The 19,475-nt window shown below is 59.0% G+C and carries 10 protein-coding genes and 1 pseudogene; all 11 read left to right on the top strand.

All coding sequences use genetic code 11. The features are described 5' to 3' along the window. Positions 1-96: 96 nt before the first annotated feature. A complete protein-coding gene (locus ABIA45_RS05615; protein WP_404651311.1) occupies positions 97-7,377 on the top strand; it encodes a DUF4082 domain-containing protein in 7,281 nt (2,426 codons plus the stop codon). 10 nt (positions 7,378-7,387) lie between these two features. Next, positions 7,388-7,708: a hypothetical protein gene (locus ABIA45_RS05620; RefSeq protein ID WP_128265406.1), complete on the top strand. Its 321-nt coding sequence runs from the start codon at positions 7,388-7,390 to the stop codon at positions 7,706-7,708. Next, positions 7,686-9,905, top strand: a complete 2,220-nt coding sequence (locus ABIA45_RS05625; RefSeq protein WP_404651312.1) for a peptidase domain-containing ABC transporter — start codon at positions 7,686-7,688, stop codon at positions 9,903-9,905. Before ABIA45_RS05620 ends, ABIA45_RS05625 begins: the two co-directional genes overlap by 23 nt. Next, positions 9,902-11,329, top strand: coding sequence for an HlyD family type I secretion periplasmic adaptor subunit (locus tag ABIA45_RS05630; RefSeq protein ID WP_271540792.1), 1,428 nt, complete (start codon positions 9,902-9,904; stop codon positions 11,327-11,329). The genes ABIA45_RS05625 and ABIA45_RS05630 overlap by 4 nt, the downstream gene beginning before the upstream one ends. Before the next feature lie 689 nt (positions 11,330-12,018). Continuing rightward, positions 12,019-12,531, top strand: coding sequence for a glycosyltransferase (locus ABIA45_RS05635; RefSeq protein ID WP_404651313.1), 513 nt, complete (start codon positions 12,019-12,021; stop codon positions 12,529-12,531). Between the two features lie 284 nt (positions 12,532-12,815). Continuing rightward, entirely contained in the window at positions 12,816-13,880 is a 1,065-nt protein-coding gene (locus ABIA45_RS05640; RefSeq protein ID WP_271540854.1) for a Gfo/Idh/MocA family protein, read from the top strand. A gap of 48 nt (positions 13,881-13,928) precedes the next feature. Beyond that, entirely contained in the window at positions 13,929-15,401 is a 1,473-nt protein-coding gene (locus ABIA45_RS05645) for a lipopolysaccharide biosynthesis protein (RefSeq protein WP_404651315.1), read from the top strand. A 14-nt stretch (positions 15,402-15,415) separates the two neighbouring features. After that, positions 15,416-15,943 (top strand): acyltransferase, encoded by a 528-nt coding sequence (locus tag ABIA45_RS05650; RefSeq protein WP_271540795.1) that lies wholly within the window; start codon positions 15,416-15,418, stop codon positions 15,941-15,943. A gap of 90 nt (positions 15,944-16,033) precedes the next feature. Next, a complete protein-coding gene (locus ABIA45_RS05655) occupies positions 16,034-17,206 on the top strand; it encodes a DegT/DnrJ/EryC1/StrS aminotransferase family protein (RefSeq protein ID WP_271540796.1) in 1,173 nt (390 codons plus the stop codon). 5 nt (positions 17,207-17,211) lie between these two features. Beyond that, a pseudogene (locus ABIA45_RS05660) lies at positions 17,212-18,205 on the top strand (NAD-dependent epimerase/dehydratase family protein). Between the two features lie 276 nt (positions 18,206-18,481). Continuing rightward, a complete protein-coding gene (locus ABIA45_RS05665; protein WP_271540797.1) occupies positions 18,482-19,339 on the top strand; it encodes a glycosyltransferase in 858 nt (285 codons plus the stop codon). Positions 19,340-19,475: the final 136 nt, after the last annotated feature.

The following is a 19,475-nucleotide window of genomic DNA, read 5'->3' on the forward strand; positions in this document are numbered from 1 at the left end:
TATCGATGCCGGCTTAAATTATATGTATTGAATTGACCGTGGTTTAAAATGCAATTAAAATATTAAGAGGCGATTAATAATTTAATCGGTATGCTCATGCTGATTCAAAAGGCGACCGCCTTCGGCCGGGGAACTCGGCACGTTTTTTGGGAGCAGGATATTCCAGCCCTTTGGCAGGAATCGGCGTTCGCGAGCGCTTTCGCGGGTTTCGACGCACTTGGCCTCTGGGCTCCGCGGGTTGTTGATCGATCAGTAAGCGGATCATTCGCTCCAGGGAGTGACGCCGCGTTCTTCAAACAGGCGCATCGGACCGACTCGGCGGGCTTGCGCGGCGTTATGCCCGCTCTCTTCGCTGCACCTTCCAGGTCGCGATTGCCCGCGCTGCTATCTTCGACGTCTTTGACGAGCGGTCATAATGGCCTGGCGCCAACGTTCTCATCTGTGGCGGGCGAAGCGGCGCAGAAATCACAATCGGCTTCCACTCCCGGCGCCACTCACTGGGTCCATCCGACTGACGGCGCCTGGAATGTCGCAGCGAACTGGAGCGCCGGGCTCCCAGGCGCCATCGACGCTGCCTTCCTCGATGCGGCAGGAACGTATGTCGTCACGAGCTCGGCCGGTGTTGATGTTGGGAGTCTGATCCTCGATGCAGGTGCGACGCTTTCGTTGGATGCCGGCTCGCCGTTTATCGTCGAAGGCGATGTGCTGAACAATGGGACAGTCGAGGTAGGAGCGTTCCTCGGCAATCGCATTCCGACCGGGGAGTTCAGGGGTGACGTCAGCGGTACTGGATCTTTCGAGATTGCTGACAAGGCGATCCTGGATATCGGGGGTTCGGTTTCCGGCCGATTCTTGAATGGATCGTTCTCCGGCATAACGGTGTCGTTCGAAACGGGAACTGGCACGCTTGTCCTCGATCAGTCGGCCAACTTCCACGGCTTGATCGCGGGTCCGTCGCCGGGAGCGCCGCTCGCGCCAGGCAACCTCATCGACTTGAAGGATCTCCCCTTTACATCGTCGATGTCGGCGACCGTCCACTACGACAATAGCTCGAATATCAGCACGGTCGATTTCAGCAATGGTGCGGCCAATGTCTCCTTGCTGTTCTCGGGGATGGACTCGAACTGGAAGTTTGAAAGCAATGGGCAGGGAGGCACCATTGTTTCCGATCCGCCCACGAATCCCATCGTGCTGGAAAACCAGAAGCCAGGTACGCCGAAGAGTGTCTGGCAGATTCAGCCGGGCGAGAATTCAACTCTGACCGAAGGGTTTGCGACAGCGATCAGCACCAATGTCGGGGGGACGGTCCAATTCAAGATCAACAACTTGACCGGCAATCCGAACTATCGCGTCGATGTCTACCGGCTGGGCTATTACGGCGGCGATGGTGCCAGGCTGGTTACGAGCCTGCAGCATCAGGCCGCAACGGCGGTCGTCCAACCCGATCCATTGCGCGATCCGTCGACCGGCCTCGTCGATGCCGGCAATTGGAGCGTGACCGATTCCTGGAGCGTACCGAGCGATGCGGTCTCGGGCGTCTACATCGCCAGCGTCGTCAACGGCAACGAGATCTTCCAGATCCCATTCATCATAAGGAACGACGCATCGCACAGCGACATCGTCCTCCAGACAAGTGATCAGGACTGGCAAGCCTACAACGGCTGGGGAGGGGCCAACCTATATTTCGGGAATGGTCCGGGCGTCCGTGGATCAGCCTACGCGGTCAGTTACAATCGCCCCCTCATAACGCGTGACGGCGAGGGAACCTTTTCCGAGGGGGGAGACTCCCCGTTCACGGCTGAGTTTGCAGCCATTCAGTGGCTCGAGCAAAACGGGTACGACGTTTCTTACATTTCGGGAATCGATGCTGCGACGAACGGCTCGTTGTTGCTCAATCACAAAGTCTTCATGGACGCGGGGCATGACGAGTATTGGACCGAAGCTCAGCGTGCCAACGTACAGGCCGCAGCGCATGCTGGCGTGAACCTTGCCTTTCTCACGGGCAACGAGATCTATTGGAAAACAAGGTTGGCACCCAGCATCGATGGCAGCGGATCAGCCAATCGCACACTCATTAGCTACAAGGATACGCACGCAAATGCGTTGATTGATCCAACAGGACAGGCGACCGGTAATTACTCTGACCCGCGGTTCGGTCCGCCTCTCCCTTCGAACGAGTTGACCGGTACATTGTTCGCGGTCAATGCATTCCGGTATGATACGATCACGATACCGTATCCGATGACCCAATTGCGCTTCTGGCGCAATACGGCCGTCGCGCAAACGTCACCCGGGCAGACCGCCTCGCTGGTACCTGGCCTGTTAGGCGTTGAATGGGACACGGCGCCGGACAACGGATTTCGCCCAGCGGGGTTGATGAGTGTCTCATCTACCACATTGCAGGTGAATGGACAGCTTCTCCTCGATTATGGCAACTCGTTCGCAAACGGCACGGCAACCCACAATCTCGTGCTGCATCGGGATCCCGTCAGTGGCGCACTGATATTCTCGGCAGGTTCGATCAACTGGCCGTGGGCGCTTGCAAGCGACCACGACGGACCTGCGACTCCGGTAGACCCTAATGTCCAGCAGGCGATGGTCAACCTTTTCGCTGATATGGGCGTTCAGCCGGCGACGCTGCAAGCAAACCTGACGGCCGCGATTCGGTCGACCGACACAGCGGCGCCGACGTCTAGTATCGGCAATCTCTCCGCCGCCAGCGTTGTCGAGGGGCAATCGATCACGGTGACGGGAACGGCCAATGACGCGGGCGGAAAGATTGCCGGCGTCGAAATTTCTACAGATGGTGGAAGCACCTGGCACCCAACCAACAGCAATGTCGGCGCGGCGACCGTGACCTGGTCATACACGTTCGTCACAGGGGCCCAAGGGACCTATAATCTCAAAACCAGGGCGGTGGACGACAGCCTGAACCTGGAAACATCCGGTGCGGGCGCAACCTACACGGTCACACCATCTTCCAACCTGACACTCTTCAGTAGCACCGATACGCCTGCGTTGCTCTCAGACAGCGACTCCGCCTCGGTTGAGCTTGGCGTCAGATTCGTCCCGGCCGTGTCGGGGAAAATCACCGGCATTCGCTTCTACAAAGGGCCTCAGAATACTGGCACCCACAGCGGAAATCTCTGGACCGCAAACGGCACGCTGCTTGCGAGCGCCACCTTCACCAACGAAACCGCGAGCGGCTGGCAGCAGGTTAATTTCGCCACGCCTGTCAGTGTGAACGCTGGCACGACGTATGTTGCTTCCTACCACGCGAACACCGGTCACTATTCCGCAACCGACTTCTACTTCATCGGTTATGGAGGCGTTACGAAAGGTGCGCTCACCGCGCCGGGTAGCAGCCTTAACGGTGTCTATGCCTATGGCAGCGGCCCGACCTTCCCCGGCAACGTTTCCTCCACGAAAGCCCCGAATTACTGGGTAGACGTCGTTTTCGATGATTCAGGCGTGGCTTCGCCACAAGCTAATGGCGACAGTGGCTTCACGGTTACCCAGAATGGCTTGCTGAATATTGCGGCATCGACGTTGCTTGCGAACGACACCCATCCCTCCGGGCTGGCTTTCTCGCTCACCAGCGTCGGTAACCCGGTCAACGGAAGCGTAAGCTACAACTCGCAGAACCAGACGGTGACCTTTGCTCCTACCAATGGCTATGCCGGCGCGGCGAGTTTCACGTACACGATCACAGACACGAGCGGCCAAAGTGGTTCCGGCCAAGTGTCCCTCAAGGTCAACTATCCGGTCTTCGCGCAGAGCCTGTTCGGCACCAATGATGCGCCAAGCGTCCCCAATTCCGGGGATACCAGCTCCGTCGAAGTCGGAGTCAAGTTCACCGCATCGGTAAACGGGACGATAACCGGCCTGCGCTTCTACAAGGGATCGTTGAATACGGGTCCCCATATTGCGGATCTCTGGAGCTCGACCGGAACCCTGCTCGCAACTGCGACATTCACGAACGAGACAGCCAGCGGCTGGCAACAGGTCAACTTCTCCACGCCTGTGGCGATTACGGCAGGCACCACCTATGTCGCATCCTACCACACCAACGGCAATTATTCCGGTACCCAGAACTATTTCACGACATCGCTTGCCAACGGGCAGCTAACGGCTCCGGCTGGCAGCAACGGGGTCTATGCCTACGGATCCGGAAGCACGTTCCCGACGAATACCTTCAGATCCTCCAATTACTGGGTCGACGTCGTCTTCAACGGCTCCTCCAGTCCGAACAATACGGCGCCAACCGCGGTCGCCGACAGCGGTGATGCCACCGAAAAGGGCGGCGTGAGCAACAGCGTCGGTGGCACGGCGGCGACTGGCAACGTGCTGACCAACGATACCGATCCCGACGCGGGCGATACCAAGACGGTCACCGCCGTCAGCTTCGGCTCGACCGGCGGCACACTCGGTTCAGCGCTGTCTGGAGCCCACGGCAGCCTTGTGCTCAATGCCTCGGGCGGCTTCACATATACGGTCAACGAGACGGATGCGGCCGTGCAGGCCTTGCGGCAGTCGACCGACACGCTCAGCGATATCTTCAATTACACGATGCGCGATGCCGCCGGCGCCACGTCATCGACCACGCTCACCGTCACAATCCATGGCGCCAACGACGCGCCGGTGCTGGCCGCCCAGACCGGCAATCAGACCGCAACGGTCGGTATGCCATTCTCCTTGACGCTGCCTGCGGGTACCTTCACCGACGTCGATTCCGGGGATTCGCTCGCCTACACGGCGACAGCCGCCGACGGCACGGCACTTCCCGCATGGCTGACCTTCAATGCCTCGACGCGGACCTTCAGCGGTACACCAACGTCCAGCAATGTTGGCACCCTCAGCATCAAGACCTCGGTCACCGATCTCGGCGGCCTGTCAGCCAGCGAGACGTTTGATCTCACGGTGACGACAACGCCCTCAACCGTGAGCCTGTTCTCGAGCTCGGACACGCCGGCCATCCTGTCGGATTCCGATGCGTCGCAAGTCAATCTCGGCGTGAAATTTACGTCCTCCGTGGCCGGCACGATCACTGGCGTCAAGTACTACAAGAGTGCAAACGACCCCGGAACCCATACGGGCTCGTTGTGGAGCGGTACCGGCACGCTGCTGGCGAGCGCGACGTTCACCAACGAGGGCAGCAGTGGCTGGCAGACCGTCACATTCAACAATCCCGTGTCCATCTCGGCTGGCACGACCTACGTGGCGAGCTTTCACAGCAATGGCCATTATGCGTCCACCACCAACTACTTTACCACCGCGCGCACCAGCGGTCCGCTCACGGCTCCTGCGAGCATCAACGGCGTCTACACCTACGGCGCCGGCAATCTGTTCCCGACCAGCACGTACAACGCCAGCAATTACTGGGTCGACGTCGTCTTCAACGGCTCCTCCAGTCCGAACAATACGGCGCCAACCGCGGTCGCCGACAGCGGTGATGCCACCGAAAAGGGCGGCGTGAGCAACAGCGTCGGTGGCACGGCGGCGACTGGCAACGTGCTGACCAACGATACCGATCCCGACGCGGGCGATACCAAGACGGTCACCGCCGTCAGCTTCGGCTCGACCGGCGGCACACTCGGTTCAGCGCTGTCTGGAGCCCACGGCAGCCTTGTGCTCAATGCCTCGGGCGGCTTCACATATACGGTCAACGAGACGGATGCGGCCGTGCAGGCCTTGCGGCAGTCGACCGACACGCTCAGCGATATCTTCAATTACACGATGCGCGATGCCGCCGGCGCCACGTCATCGACCACGCTCACCGTCACAATCCATGGCGCCAACGACGCGCCGGTGCTGGCCGCCCAGACCGGCAATCAGACCGCAACGGTCGGTACGCCATTCTCCTTGACGCTGCCTGCGGGTACCTTCACCGACGTCGATTCCGGGGATTCGCTCGCCTACACGGCGACAGCCGCCGACGGCACGGCACTTCCCGCATGGCTGACCTTCAATGCCTCGACGCGGACCTTCAGCGGTACACCAACGTCCAGCAATGTTGGCACCCTCAGCATCAAGGCCTCGGCCACCGATCTCGGCGGCCTGTCAGCCAGCGAGACGTTTGATCTCACGGTGACGACAACGCCCTCAACCGTGAGCCTGTTCTCGAGCTCGGACACGCCGGCCATCCTGTCGGATTCCGATGCGTCGCAAGTCAATCTCGGCGTGAAATTCACGTCCTCCGTGGCCGGCACGATCACTGGCGTCAAGTACTACAAGAGTGCAAACGATCTCGGGACTCATACGGGCTCGTTGTGGAGCAGCACCGGCACGCTGCTGGCGAGTGCGACATTCACCAACGAGGGCAGCAGTGGCTGGCAGACCGTCACATTCAGCAATCCCGTGTCCATCTCGGCTGGCACGACCTACGTGGCGAGCTTTCACAGCAATGGCCATTATGCGTCCACCACCAACTACTTTACCACCGCGCGCACCAGCGGTCCGCTCACGGCTCCTGCGAGCACCAACGGCGTCTACACCTACGGCACCGGTAACCTGTTCCCGACCAGCACGTACAACGCCAGCAACTACTGGGTCGACGTCGTCTTCAACGGAACCAGTGGCAGCAACGAGCAACCGGTGGCTACGACGGACAGCGGCTTCCACGCCACTCAAGGCGTCCCTTTTACTATCGACGGGGCGGCACTGCTTGCCAACGATACCGATCCGAACGCAGACGCTCTGACGATCACTGGCGTGAGCGGTGCCGCCAATGGGACCGCCAGCTTCAACGCCCAGAACAATTCGGTAACGTTTACGTCAGCGAGCGGCTTTACCGGGCCGACTTCTTTCGACTACTCCATCTCAGACGGCCGGGGCGGCACTGCAAGCGCCTCCGTCAACGTGACGGTGCATGCCCCATCGTCCAACGTCGTTAGCCTGTTCAGCTCCAATCCCACGCCGAGTGTTGTATCGGCCAATGATGGCCAGGCGATCGAGGTTGGTATGAAATTCCAGGCCTCCACCCCAGGTGATATCATCGGGCTACGTTTCTACAAGGGACCGTCCAACACGGGGACGCACGTTGCCGATCTGTGGAGCAGTACCGGCACGCTTCTGGCGACGGCCACGTTCACCAACGAAACGGCGAGTGGCTGGCAGCAGGTCAACTTCAGCACTCCGGTCACGATCGCGGCGGGGACCACGTATATTGCGTCTTACCACAGTGCGGGAGGCTATTCTGCGGATCCAAACCTCTTCGCCAGCTCCCTCACTAGTGGACCGCTAACGGCTCCGTCTTCATCGTCGAGCGGCGGCAACGGCGTTTACGCGTATGGGACCGACAGTTTGTTCCCGACGAGCAGTTTCAACGCGACGAGTTACGCCGTAGACGTTCTATTCAGACCTCAGCTAGCAGCATAGGAGACGTAAGATGCACGCCGAACTTTATACCGATGGTATCGAAGAAATTACCGTCAGCGGAACCATCGTCCGCGTCGATCTGGTCAGTCTTTCACCGACGGAGCGTGACGCCAACAACGCCCCGAAGCGCGTATTTTCTCAGCGGCTGATCTTTTCGGTCGAATCTTTCGCCAACTCGGTCGACGTGATGCAGAAGGCGCTTCAGGGCCTGGTTGATGCGGGCGTGGTCCGGCGGAACCAGCCGGCTCAATCGCACAACGGTGCGTCGGGAGTACGTGATGCGCTGGCGCCCAACACACGGTCTCTGAATGTCTCTTCGAATTTCCGCTGACATCGATGCCGCTGGCGGCCCGAAGGACCGGGTTGCGGAGGCGCCCGCGCCCGGATTGTCGACCCAGACGGCGTTGGAATGCCTGTCCAAGGTTTCCAGTCACCATGGCATAGATCTGCCGGTGGAACGCTTGAAGCATGCGTATGCGGTAGCCGGCCCGCTCTCGTTGAATCTCCTGCTGCGCATGGCGAAGGATGCAGGCCTGCGCGCGAGGAGCACGAAGTTGGATTGGGGCGCGCTGATTGGTCTTGGTGAGGCCTATCCGGCGCTGGCGAGGCTCGCCAATGGCAACTGGATCGCTGTCCTTGGTGCGGGACGGCGAACTGATGGCACCGAGGTCGTCAGCATCTTCGACCCGCTCGCCGACCGCAAGCACGAGGTCTTGGTTGTCGAGCGCGATCGATTCTGTGCGCAGTGGGCCGGTGACACGATCCTGATCAAGCGCGAGCAGTTGACACAGGATGGCCGAGGGAGTTTCGGCCTCCGGTGGTTTGTGCCGGAACTGCTTCTTCAATGGCGGCTGTTCAGGGACGTCGCCATTGCCGCCATCCTGCTCTATGCGTTGGGCCTCGTCATCCCGATATTTTTCCAGCTCGTCATCGACAAGGTTTTGGTTCACGAGAGCTTCACCACTCTGTACGTACTCGCGGCAGGAACGGCCGTAGCGCTCGTCTTTGACGCGATATTCGGCTTTCTGCGGCGCTACTTGTTGCTATATGCGACCAACAGGGTCGACATTCGCGTTGCTACGAAGACGTTCGGTCATCTCCTCGGGCTGCCGGTCACGTTTTTCGAGCACATGGCTGCCGGGGTCCTGGTCAAGCACATGCAGCAGGCGGCGAGGATCCGTGAGTTTCTGACCGGGCGCTTGTTTCTGACGATCCTCGATGCGCTTTCGCTATTTGTCTTCCTGCCGGTCCTTGCGCTTTATAGCGTCAAATTGACTTTGATGGTCCTGGCCTTCACCGCCATGAGCGGCGCCGTCGTCGGCCTGCTTATGGGTCCATTTCGGCGACGACTGTACGATCTGTACCAAGCGGAAGGTGCGCGGCAGGCTCTCCTCGTCGAAACAGTTCACGGCATGCGCACCGTGAAATCGCTGGGGATGGAGCCAGCGCAGAGCAGGGTTTGGGATAGCCGCTGCGCGCAGTCCGTGACCATGCGATTCGGTGTCGAGAAGATCTCCGCAGGCGCTCAGGCACTTACCGGGCTTCTCGAGAAGATCATGACGCTCGGAATCATCTCCGTCGGGGCACTCGATGTCTTCGCCGGCGAAATGACAATCGGCGCGTTGGTCGCCTTCAATATGCTGGCCGGCAGGGTCTCCGGACCCCTGGTTCAGCTCGTGACCATGGTGCACGAATACCAGGAAGTGGCTCTTGCCGTCAAAATGCTCGGCGAGGTGATGAATCAGAAGCCTGAGCGCGACGGTCGGAAAGATGGGCTGCGGCCCGACCTTGCCGGCAAAATCGAGTTCGAAGGTGTCTCTTTTCGCTACGGATCCGAGGGATCGCCGGCGCTTGATGATGTCTCCTTCACTGTCGAGCCAGGATCGATCTTCGGGATCGTGGGACGGAGCGGCTCAGGCAAGACGACTCTCACCAGGCTGATTTCGGGCATGTATCCGGTGCAGCAGGGACTGCTGCGCATCGACGGATATGACTCGCGGGAGCTCGACCTCGCGCATCTGCGCCGAAACCTTGGGATTGTCTTGCAAGACAATTTCCTTTTTCGTGGGACGATTCGCGACAATATCGCCTGCGTGAAACGTGATGCCACCTTTGCCGAGGTCGTCGCTGCAGCGCAGCTCGCAGGCGCCGACGAGTTCATCGAACGGTTGCCGCGTGGCTTCGACACCACGCTTGAGGAGGATGCCTCGAACCTGTCCGGCGGGCAGAAGCAGCGGCTCGCGATCGCGAGAGCTCTGATCGTCAATCCAAGGATATTGATCTTCGATGAAGCGACGAGTGCCCTCGATGCCGAAAGCGAAATGATCATCAGGCGCAATCTCCGCCGTTTGGCGGCAGGACGTACCGTTATCGTCGTTTCGCATCGGTTGTCGATGCTGACCGAAGCAAGCCAGATCCTGGTGATGGACCGCGGCCGAATCGTCGATTTGGATCGCCACGACCACCTGCTATCGAAATGCACCATCTACAGGCATTTGTGGAATCAACAGATGAAGCAGATTGCATGAGGGAGACAGGGCCATCACGCGCGGATGTGAAGCCGAACGGACTTGTTCCGGCCAGATCTGTCGAGCGCCGCCGCAAGCTATTCAGGCCAGGACCGAGGCGAGCGCCAGTCATCGCCGAATTCCAGTCCGATGCGACCGAACTCGAGCAGCAAGCGCCACCGCGGCTCGCGCGTTTCACCCTCTACAGCGTACTTGCACTGATTGCTTTCGCGGTCATCTGGGCTTCCGTTTCGCAGGTGGAGATGATCGTCACGGCGCAGGGAAAACTCACCACGACGCGTCCCAACCTGGTCGTGCAGCCGTTGGAAACGTCGGTCATACGCGAGATCCACGTCAAGGCCGGTGATCGCGTCAACCGCGGCGACGTTCTGGCGACCCTCGATCCGACGTTCTCGCAGGCGGATTTCGACCAACTGCGCGGCAGAGTGGCTGGATTCGATGCGTCGATCGATCGTCTGAGCGCTGAATTGAATGGAATCGAGTATACCGCCAAAGAGCTGACGAATGCGGATCAGATCCTGCAAGGCAAGTTGTTCCTGCAGAGGAGAGTCGCCTACGAGGCGCAGATCCAGAACTACGACGCACAGATCGCTTCCGCGCAAGCCAATCTCAAGACAGCACAGAATGAAGAGGCGGTTCTCCTTCAGCGGCTCGACACGATGCGTTCGATTGAAGCGATGCGAACCACGCTGATGGATAAGGAGGTCGGTTCGAGGCTGAACTTCCTACTGTCTCGCGATGCACGACTCGAGGTCGAAAGCAATCTGGCGCGTGTTCGCGGCAGTATCGCCGATAGTACCCATCGGCTGGAGAAGGCCCGCGCCGACCGAAAAGTATTCGCCGAGGAGTTGCGTCGCACCACTTATCAGGAACTGGTGGAGACGTTGCCGAAGCGCAATAGCGCAGCAGAGGAGTTGAAGAAGGCCGAGCTCCGTCGACAGTTGATCGTACTGCAGGCGCCGGCAGATGCCGTGGTGCTGGATATCGCGAACCGGACAGTCGGCTCGGTTGTTCGCGAAGCCGAAACGCTGTTTGTGCTGGTTCCGCGCGACGTGCCGCTTCAGGCGGAGGTCAACGTCGAGGGGCGGGATATCGGTCAGGTGGCGCTCGGACAGTCGGTTCGGATCAAGTTCGAAGCGTTTCCGTTCCAGAAGTATGGAACCGCAACGGGAGAAGTCCGCGTCATCAGTCAGGATACGTTCTCGCCGGATACGAAGGCCGAAGGTGCGCGCCGCGCGCCAGCTCCCTATTACCGCGTACTGGTCGATTTGTCGGACACGCACCTTCGGCTGCCGGCTGAACGCATTCAACTGATTCCGGGTATGGCGGTGACGGCCGAACTGAAAGTCGGCAAGCGCACCGTGATCTCTTACTTCCTCTACCCATTGCTGCGCGGATTGGATGAAAGCATCCGGGAATACTAGGCAATTCAGCGTAGATGCCGGCCGCCGGTCGCACGTCCATCGTCTGGATGGATGTTCCTCGCCCAATAAAATCCCTCGCACAGAAGCGTGATCTCCAAACGCTCAATGTGTTGCTTGTCTGTCTACCCGCCGCCTGAGAGCACCGGCCTTAGCAATACTTCGTCCAACGTCCCTCAGCTGGACTCCACTTCAGGAGTCGAAGCATGCCTTCGGGGTGGCGTTACAGGCAATTGTCGAAGAATGCTGCGCGCGCGTCGGGAGCGCGTGGTCGGAACTTGCATCGAACCGACGGAGCGAGTCGCGGCGGCTGCGGCAAGAGCGCCGCACGCTGTCCAGGCTAGATTTAAAATTATTATTATTTATCTTCTTGAAAATAGCCTCTCGCGCGGTATTATAAAATAATAATTAAACTGAAATTCAATTGAATGAAACAGTTTTCTGCGAGGCTGCGGTGCGTGCGTGGATGGTGCGATGGTCCTTCGATACTCAAGGTATGGCCGGCACGGTCGATCTCGCGAGCGCGGTTGTGGGCTGGCCGGCGTACGACATCTTCGCAGGCGCAGAGGGCGTCGCCTCGTATGTAGTTCGACCGCGAATGGCGGGACCGCATTTGTCAGGAGCCAAGGCGCGTGTGGTGGAGGTACGTCTCCTCGTTCGCATGTCAAACGCATCTATGAAGGATCCGCGTTATGATCTTCGTAACAGTCGGTACGCAAGTGCAATTCGACCGTCTGATCCGAACGGTCGACGAATGGGCCGGTGCACACGCAGGAAGCGATGTTTTCGCTCAGATCGGGCCATCAAACTATCCATTCAGGCACATCCGTACCGAACGATTCATTGACCCAAGTCGATTCAAAAGTTGCGTCGAGGCGGCAAGCGTGGTGATCGCTCATGCAGGCATGGGCTCCATTATCACCGCCCTCGAGCTCGGAAAACGAATCATTGTCATGCCACGTCGTGCGTGCCTGGGTGAACACCGAAACGATCATCAGATCGCAACGGCAAAACAGTTCGCTGCGCAAGGCCGTATCGAAGTCGCTTTCGAAGAACGGGAATTAACGGAGAAATTGGATCAATTGGACATCGTCAGTCGATGCGAACGCCTCGGTGGTGAAGCATCGCCGCAGCTGATCATGGCAATTCGGACTTTCATCGAAACGGGACATGTTCGTTCCGGACCTAACAGCGCTTCAGCTTAGGCGGTGGATATGAAGTTACAATACGGCCGAGCTTCTTCTCCTCTCCAGTCGTGCCGTAACGATGACGGAGACCTCCGCCTAAGCCAGCAACGAAGATTGCCAGAAAAAGCGCACAGCCATGCTCGGCGTCGCCATGGCAACCGTGAGCTGGAATGTCCTAGACACACTGAGCGTCTGTCCGCGTTCATTTGGCCGCGTAGGCCACCGGTGTGGCCATCGCCAGGACTATCGAACTAACCAAGCAAGTTGAAAACCTCACGCGAGTTTTGATCACTGGTGCAATTATGTCGAGCGATACAGTTGGAATTGGGGTTATCGGATACGGCTATTGGGGACCGAACCTGGTCCGCAATTTCGCTGCTCATCCTTCGGTACGTCTAATCGGCATAAGCGACCTTGATCCGGAGAAGCTCGCGACCAGCAAGCGTCTCTATCCGGGAGCGATAACGACGTCCTGTTACGACGAACTGTTCAAGAACCCGGCCATCGATGCCGTGGCCATCGCTACGCCGGTTCATACACATTATGAATTGGCGCTATCCGCGCTCAAGGCAGGAAAGCACGTTCTGGTTGAAAAGCCGCTGGCACAGAATTCAGATTTGGCCCGACGCCTGATCGATGAGGCGGCTCGGCGCGGTCTGATATTGAGCGTGGATCACACTTTCGTCTATACGCCAGCCGTGCGGAAAATCCGCGAGCTCTTGCTTAAGAAAGAGCTCGGTGAAGTCTATTACTACGACAGCACGCGGGCCAGCCTTGGCCTGTTCCAGAGCGACGTCAATGTGATCTGGGACTTAGCGGTGCACGACATTTCGATTATCCACCATATCTTGGATGAGAAGCCTGTTGCAGTTTCGGCGACGGGATCGTGCCATGTGGCCGGCTCGCCGGAAAACATGGCCCATATCACATTGTTCTTCGATAGCGCATGCGTTGCCCATATCAGCGTCAACTGGCTCTCGCCAATCAAGGTCCGCCAGACGTTCATTGGAGGCAGCAAGAAGATGATCGTCTATGACGACCTTGAACCGACGGAAAAGATCAAGGTGTATGACAAGGGTATCACCGTGGACGGCCCCTCCGACCACGCCCATCAATTCCGGATCGGTTATCGGGCTGGCGATATGTGGGCCCCCCACGTCGCCCCTAAGGAAGCGCTGCAGGTCGAGGTCGAGCATTTCGTCGCTTGTGTGCGCAATGGGACGCCATCGATCTCGAGCGGCATGTCCGGACTGCGGGTGATCGAGGTCCTGGAGGCTGCATCTCGGTCGATCGCCGAACACGGCAAGCCAGTCCTACTGAAGCGGCAGGAGTACAGGAGTCCGGATCGTGCGACGGCGACGGTCTGAAGCATTGGCAGGCGACACGCTATCCGCGAACAGCGCGACGGTCTCGCGATGAGTTCGGTAGAACGTTCCATCCTGTTTTCAGCGGCCGATCGCTATGGCAGCCTTATCCTGGTCTTCGTTGCCACCGCTATCCTCGCTCGTCTGCTTTCGCCGGCAGAATTCGGGGTCTACGCAGTCGTCACTGCCATCACGACGGTGATTGGCGCATCCTTTTTTGAGTTCGGGGGCGGAAACTACCTGATTCAGAAGCGTGAATTATCCACGGCGGACGTTCGCTCCGCGTTCACCATCACGCTCGGAATATCGGTAGCAATTGCGCTTCTGCTGTTCGTGCTTGCGAGCCCGCTCTCGGAGCTCTTCGCCCAGGACAGTCTCAGAAAGGGCATACAGGTGTCAGCGCTGAATTTCGTTCTAGTCCCGTTTCACGGAACCATATCTGCTCTGCTCCGCCGCGACATGAAATTCGGCACGCTGGCCGTGTGCAACCTGGCAACCGGGGCGGCGACTGCGCTCACATCGATCGTGCTTGCGATGGCGGGATTCAGCTACATGGCGCCGATCTGGGGCGGATTGGCGGGGAGCATTGTATTCACCGTGATGCTGCTAGCCAATCATCGTGACTGGGGCGCGTTGCGTCCATCGCTGCTCGGGCATCGCGAGGTAGTCAACTTCGGTCTTTACTCCAGCGCGGTCAGCGTCATCAATCTCATCTACAATCTGGCGCCGCAGCTGCTGCTCGCCAAGATCCTGGATTTTGGATCTGTCGGTCTGTACACCCGGGCTACCAATCTGACACAAATGTTCGACCGGCTCGTCGCGCAGGCTCTAAGTCCTGTCATCATGCCGGCGATTGTCGCACAACGCAGGGCAGGGGCGGATCTGAAGGCCGTCTATCTCGAGGCCGTTGAACTCCTTTCGGCTGTGCAGTGGCCGTTCTTGATTTTTGTCGCGCTCATGGCTCGGCCGATCGTTCTGATTTGGCTCGGGCAGACGTGGCTGGAAATAGTTCCTTTGGTCCGCATTCTCTGCATTGCAAATCTCGCGCTATTCGCGGCTTGCCTTACCTATCCCGTGTTCCTCGCGGTCGGAAGCGTGCGCGACGCCTTGGTGTCTTCGCTCATCTCGCTACCACCTTCGCTTCTGGTGGTTCTGTGCGCGTCGTTTTTCGGCGTAGAGGCTGTCGCAAGCGCGGCCCTCGCAACACTGCCGTTCCAGGCAGCCGTGGTGATATATTTCGTCAAACGTCATCTGGCCTTCAGTTCAGGGGAGTTTTTCCGCGCCTCTCTGAAGAGCGGCCTGGTGACGTTCACTATGGCCCCCGGTGTACTGGCTTGCGCCGCGTTGATCGAAGTGGGCATGCTAACTTCCCTGACCGGCCTGATACTCTCGTTCCCCATTGCCGGCCTCGGCTGGTGGTGCGGATTGATAATGACCGACCATCCGCTGCTGCATCAGCTTCGCCACCTTGTAGACGGGCTCCTCCGGAGTGCGCCGAGGCTGCGTCGATCACGTCCGGCATAATCTGGAGAACAACCATGCCCATAACGAAGGATGTAAAGCTCGGCCGTGACGTCAGGATATTTCATCCCGAGTTGGTCAACCTGTATGGTTGCACCGTTGGCGACGAGAGCAAAATTGGAACCTTCGTCGAGATTCAGGCGGGGGCAAAGATAGGTGCGCGTTGTAAGATTTCGTCGCATACCTTCGTCTGCGAGGGCGTCACGATCGAAGACGAAGTTTTCGTGGGTCACGGCGTGATGTTCACGAACGACAAATATCCGAAGGCGACAACCGCAAATGGTCGTCCTCAGCTGGCTTCGGACTGGACACTTCAGCGCACTCACGTCGGCAGGAGAGCCTCCATCGGCTCGAACGCGACCATTCTATGCGGCGTGACGATCGGAGAGGGGGCCTCCGTAGGTGCGGGAGCGGTCGTGACAAAGGACATTCCCCCCGGCGCAGTCGTGGCCGGCGTGCCCGCTCGGATTCTGTCCGCTGCTGAAGACGGGGTGCCAAGCGGTCGTAGCTCAGCAGAGTCGCTTCAGAAAGACTATCACCGGTAATATATATTCCGCTTGAATTAACGCTTGATTAAATTTAATAGGTGGATTTAAATGGCCAATATAATCTCGGTCAAATCAAGGCTTTGAATCTTGATACCCTTCCTGGACCTGAAAGCGCAGTACAGCCAGATCAAGCCGGAAATCGACGCCGCAGTGGCGAGGGTCGTCAGTAGCGGGCACTTTGTGCTCGGACCCGAGGTCACAGCCTTCGAGGAACGTTTTGCAGACTATTGCAGGACCACCGCTTGTCGCGCGGTGAACAGTGGCACCTCGGCGCTTCACCTTGCTCTGCTGGCGGCCGGCGTCGGATCCGGTGACGAAGTCATCACGGTCTCCATGACGTTCGTCGCAACAACCGCAGCTATTCTCTACAGCGGCGCCAGGCCGGTATTTGTCGACGTTGACCCGGTAACATGGACGATGGATCCCAGCTTGATCGAAGCTGCGATCACGCCGCGAACCAAGGCGATTCTGCCAGTTCACCTCCACGGGCTGATGGCCGACATGGATCCGATAATGGCCATAGCGCGTCGTCACGGGCTGGTGGTCATTGAGGACGCCGCGCAGGCGCACGGCGCGGAATATCGCGGACGTCGCGCAGGCTCGATCGGCGATCTGGGATGTTTCAGCTTTTATCCGGGCAAGAACCTCGGAGCGTTTGGCGAGGGTGGGGCGGTCGTCACCGACCGGCCTGAATTCGCACGCCGCGTATCCCTGTTGCGGGATTGGGGGCAGGAGGCGAAGTACGACCACGTCATCGCCGGATACAACTATCGCATGGACGAAATCCAGAGTGCGGTACTGAATGTCAAGCTGGACTATATTGAGCATTGGACGGATGCACGTCGGTCGCTGGCTGAGCGATACAATGCACTGCTTTCTGGTCTTCCATTCGCGCGTCCCCAGCCGCCCCAGTACGCCCGCCACGTGTATCACGTCTATGCGGTCAGATCGGAGCGCCGCGACGACGCGCTGAAGCGATTGCGTGATGCCGGGATTGGCGCCGGGATTCACTATCCCGTCCCGGTGCATCTGCAGAGGGCATATGCAGAACTCGGCTATCGGGCCGGTGATCTCCCCGTCACTGAGATGCTCGCGAACGACTTCCTCTCTCTTCCCATCTATCCCGAGCTGCCGCCGGAACGGACGGCCGAGGTTGTCGGAATATTGAGGAGTGGGGCGCTGCAGCCTAGCGCGGCCATCAGCACCCGGTCGGAGCATCCACAAAGCTTCACATGGTCCCACAACAGGAGAGCGTTTTGATCGATATCAAGGGTAAACGCGTTCTGGTCACCGGCGGGGCGGGATTTATCGGCTCCCACATCGTTGATTTGCTCTGCGACGAGGGCTGCATCGAGATTGTTGCCCTCGACAACATGATCAGAGGCCGCCCGGAAAATCTCCGGCGGGCGCTCGGGCGTGGGCCCGTAAGGCTGGTTCACGGCGACATTCGCGATCGCAAGCTGATGGAAGCGTTAGTCAAGGCTGCCGACATCGTCTTTCATCAGGCCGCGCTCCGCATCACTCATTGTGCGGCCGAACCGCGCCTGGCCAAGGAGGTCATGGTGGATGCCACCTACGACCTGCTGGAGCTGTGCATCAAGCACGATATTGAGAAGATCATCGCGGCCTCTTCGGCATCGGTATATGGAATGGCCGAGGAGTTTCCGACGACAGAGCGGGCAGAATGCCTACAATAACCGAACCCTCTATGGGGCCGCCAAGGCGTTTAACGAAGGGCTACTGCGGGCTTTCAACGATGCATGCGGCCTCGACTATGTGGCATTCCGGTATTTCAACGTCTATGGCAGCCGGATGGACATCCACGGACGGTACACCGAGGTCTTGATCCGCTGGATGGAGCGGCTGGAAGCCGGATTGCCTCCGGTTATCTTTGGCGACGGCCGTCAGACCATGGATTTCGTCCACGTCCGTGACGTCGCGCGTGCCAACATCCTTGCCGCCAGGGCAAAGATTACCGATGAGGTCTTTAACGTCGGGAGCGGCACTGAAACAAGCCTGACCGAGCTGGCCAAGGTGCTTGCCTCGGTGATGGGGCACCGCGGCCTCACGCCCGAATTCGCGCCGGAGCGCTCGGTCAATCCGGTACCGCGACGGCTGGCCTCGACGGGTAAGGCAGAGCGTTTGCTGGGCTTCCGCACCACGGTATCGCTGGAGCAGGGGCTCGCAGATCTCGTGAAATGGTGGCGATCCGAGCGCGAGCTCGCTTCGGATCATCAGCGGCAGGCGGCGGCATCGTGATTCCGATCGCAGCGGCGCGCCCGGCCGTTCTCTCTGCTTGGGCGTCGGAGCGTTCGAGGGCGAGGCGGAACGCGCGGCCCTGCCATCCGGCTAGGTTAGGTAGAGTCCGCAGACGGGGGTGAGCACGGGTTCGCCCCTGTTGTCGGCTCGGTCGATGCCTGTGCCGCGCCCCCGCAAAGCCATCGCCTGTGAGGCTGAACCACCCCATGAGGCTGATCGAACCTGTGGCAGCCTCAGAGAGGTACGCAAATTTGATCGATCTCGACCGGACCATTCATGATTTCGATCGTCGTCCCAGCCCACAATGAGAGTTCTGTGATCGCACGGACGTTGAGGCAATGGGTTGGCAACCCAGCTTCGGACCAGATCCGTGTGGTCGTCGTCTGCAACGGGTGCTCAGACGACACTGCGAACGTCGCCCGGCGTTTCGGCCCAGCCGTCAATGTTGTGGAATCGAACATCGCAAGGAAGACCCACGCTCTGAACCTTGGCGATCAAATCGCGGACGCTTTTCCGCGGATTTATGTTGATGCCGATATTCTGATTACCGTTGATGCCATTCTGGCTTTGGCAAGACGCCTCGATGAAGGTGACGTTCTGGCGGTTGCGCCTACAGCCGACATCAATCTGGCAGGGTGTTCCTGGCTCGTCCGTAAATACTTCGGAATCCGGTCACGGCTGCCATCTTCGCGGGAAGGTATCGGCGGTTCTGGCGTCTATGCCTTATCTGAGGCGGGACGCAAGCGGTTCGGCCAATTTCCAGACATCACCGCTGATGACACCTTTGTTCGACTTCAGTTCAGACCAGAAGAGCGGGAGACACTGCCCCGCGTTAGGTCCACGGTATTCGCCCCACGCACTCTGCTGCAGCTTATCGCCGTCAGAACTCGTGCCTACAGGGGAACATTCGAGCTCGCCCGGCGCTTTCCTGAATTGCGCGTCAACAAAGGACCGGCGAATGGCCGGGCCCTCATTGCGCTGTTCAAGGAACCTCGCTTATGGGCCGGACTCTTGATTTATTGTGGGGTCAACATTGCTGCTCGCTGTAAGGCTACCCTGGGCTCCCGACGTGGAGCTCATCCTTGGCAGCGCGACGAAACTTCCCGCGCGATGCTACCAGATTCAATCAAATAGGATTGTAGTTGAGTGGCCGCATTGCAGGGAATCGGACGTTGCGGGCATATAAATCACTTGATTATAAATGGCGGCCTGTTAATTTAAATTTAAATATTAAATGCAGGCGTCGAGGACCCGATCCGTTCATGGGAGC

Source organism: Bradyrhizobium sp. USDA 336, assembly GCF_044908355.1.
GTDB classification, from domain to species: Bacteria; Pseudomonadota; Alphaproteobacteria; order Rhizobiales; family Xanthobacteraceae; genus Bradyrhizobium; species Bradyrhizobium yuanmingense.

Excerpts from the sequence above, each read along its gene's own strand:
- ABIA45_RS05630 (WP_271540792.1), top strand. The coding sequence starts at position 9,902 with ATGAGGGAGACAGGGCCATCACGCGCGGATGTGAAGCCGAACGGACTT.
- ABIA45_RS05640 (WP_271540854.1), top strand. The coding sequence starts at position 12,816 with ATGTCGAGCGATACAGTTGGAATTGGGGTTATCGGATACGGCTATTGG.
- ABIA45_RS05635 (WP_404651313.1), top strand. The coding sequence starts at position 12,019 with ATGATCTTCGTAACAGTCGGTACGCAAGTGCAATTCGACCGTCTGATC.
- ABIA45_RS05645 (WP_404651315.1), top strand. The coding sequence starts at position 13,929 with ATGAGTTCGGTAGAACGTTCCATCCTGTTTTCAGCGGCCGATCGCTAT.
- ABIA45_RS05650 (WP_271540795.1), top strand. The coding sequence starts at position 15,416 with ATGCCCATAACGAAGGATGTAAAGCTCGGCCGTGACGTCAGGATATTT.
- ABIA45_RS05625 (WP_404651312.1), top strand. The coding sequence starts at position 7,686 with ATGTCTCTTCGAATTTCCGCTGACATCGATGCCGCTGGCGGCCCGAAG.
- ABIA45_RS05615 (WP_404651311.1), top strand. The coding sequence starts at position 97 with ATGCTGATTCAAAAGGCGACCGCCTTCGGCCGGGGAACTCGGCACGTT.
- ABIA45_RS05620 (WP_128265406.1), top strand. The coding sequence starts at position 7,388 with ATGCACGCCGAACTTTATACCGATGGTATCGAAGAAATTACCGTCAGC.
- ABIA45_RS05665 (WP_271540797.1), top strand. The coding sequence starts at position 18,482 with ATGATTTCGATCGTCGTCCCAGCCCACAATGAGAGTTCTGTGATCGCA.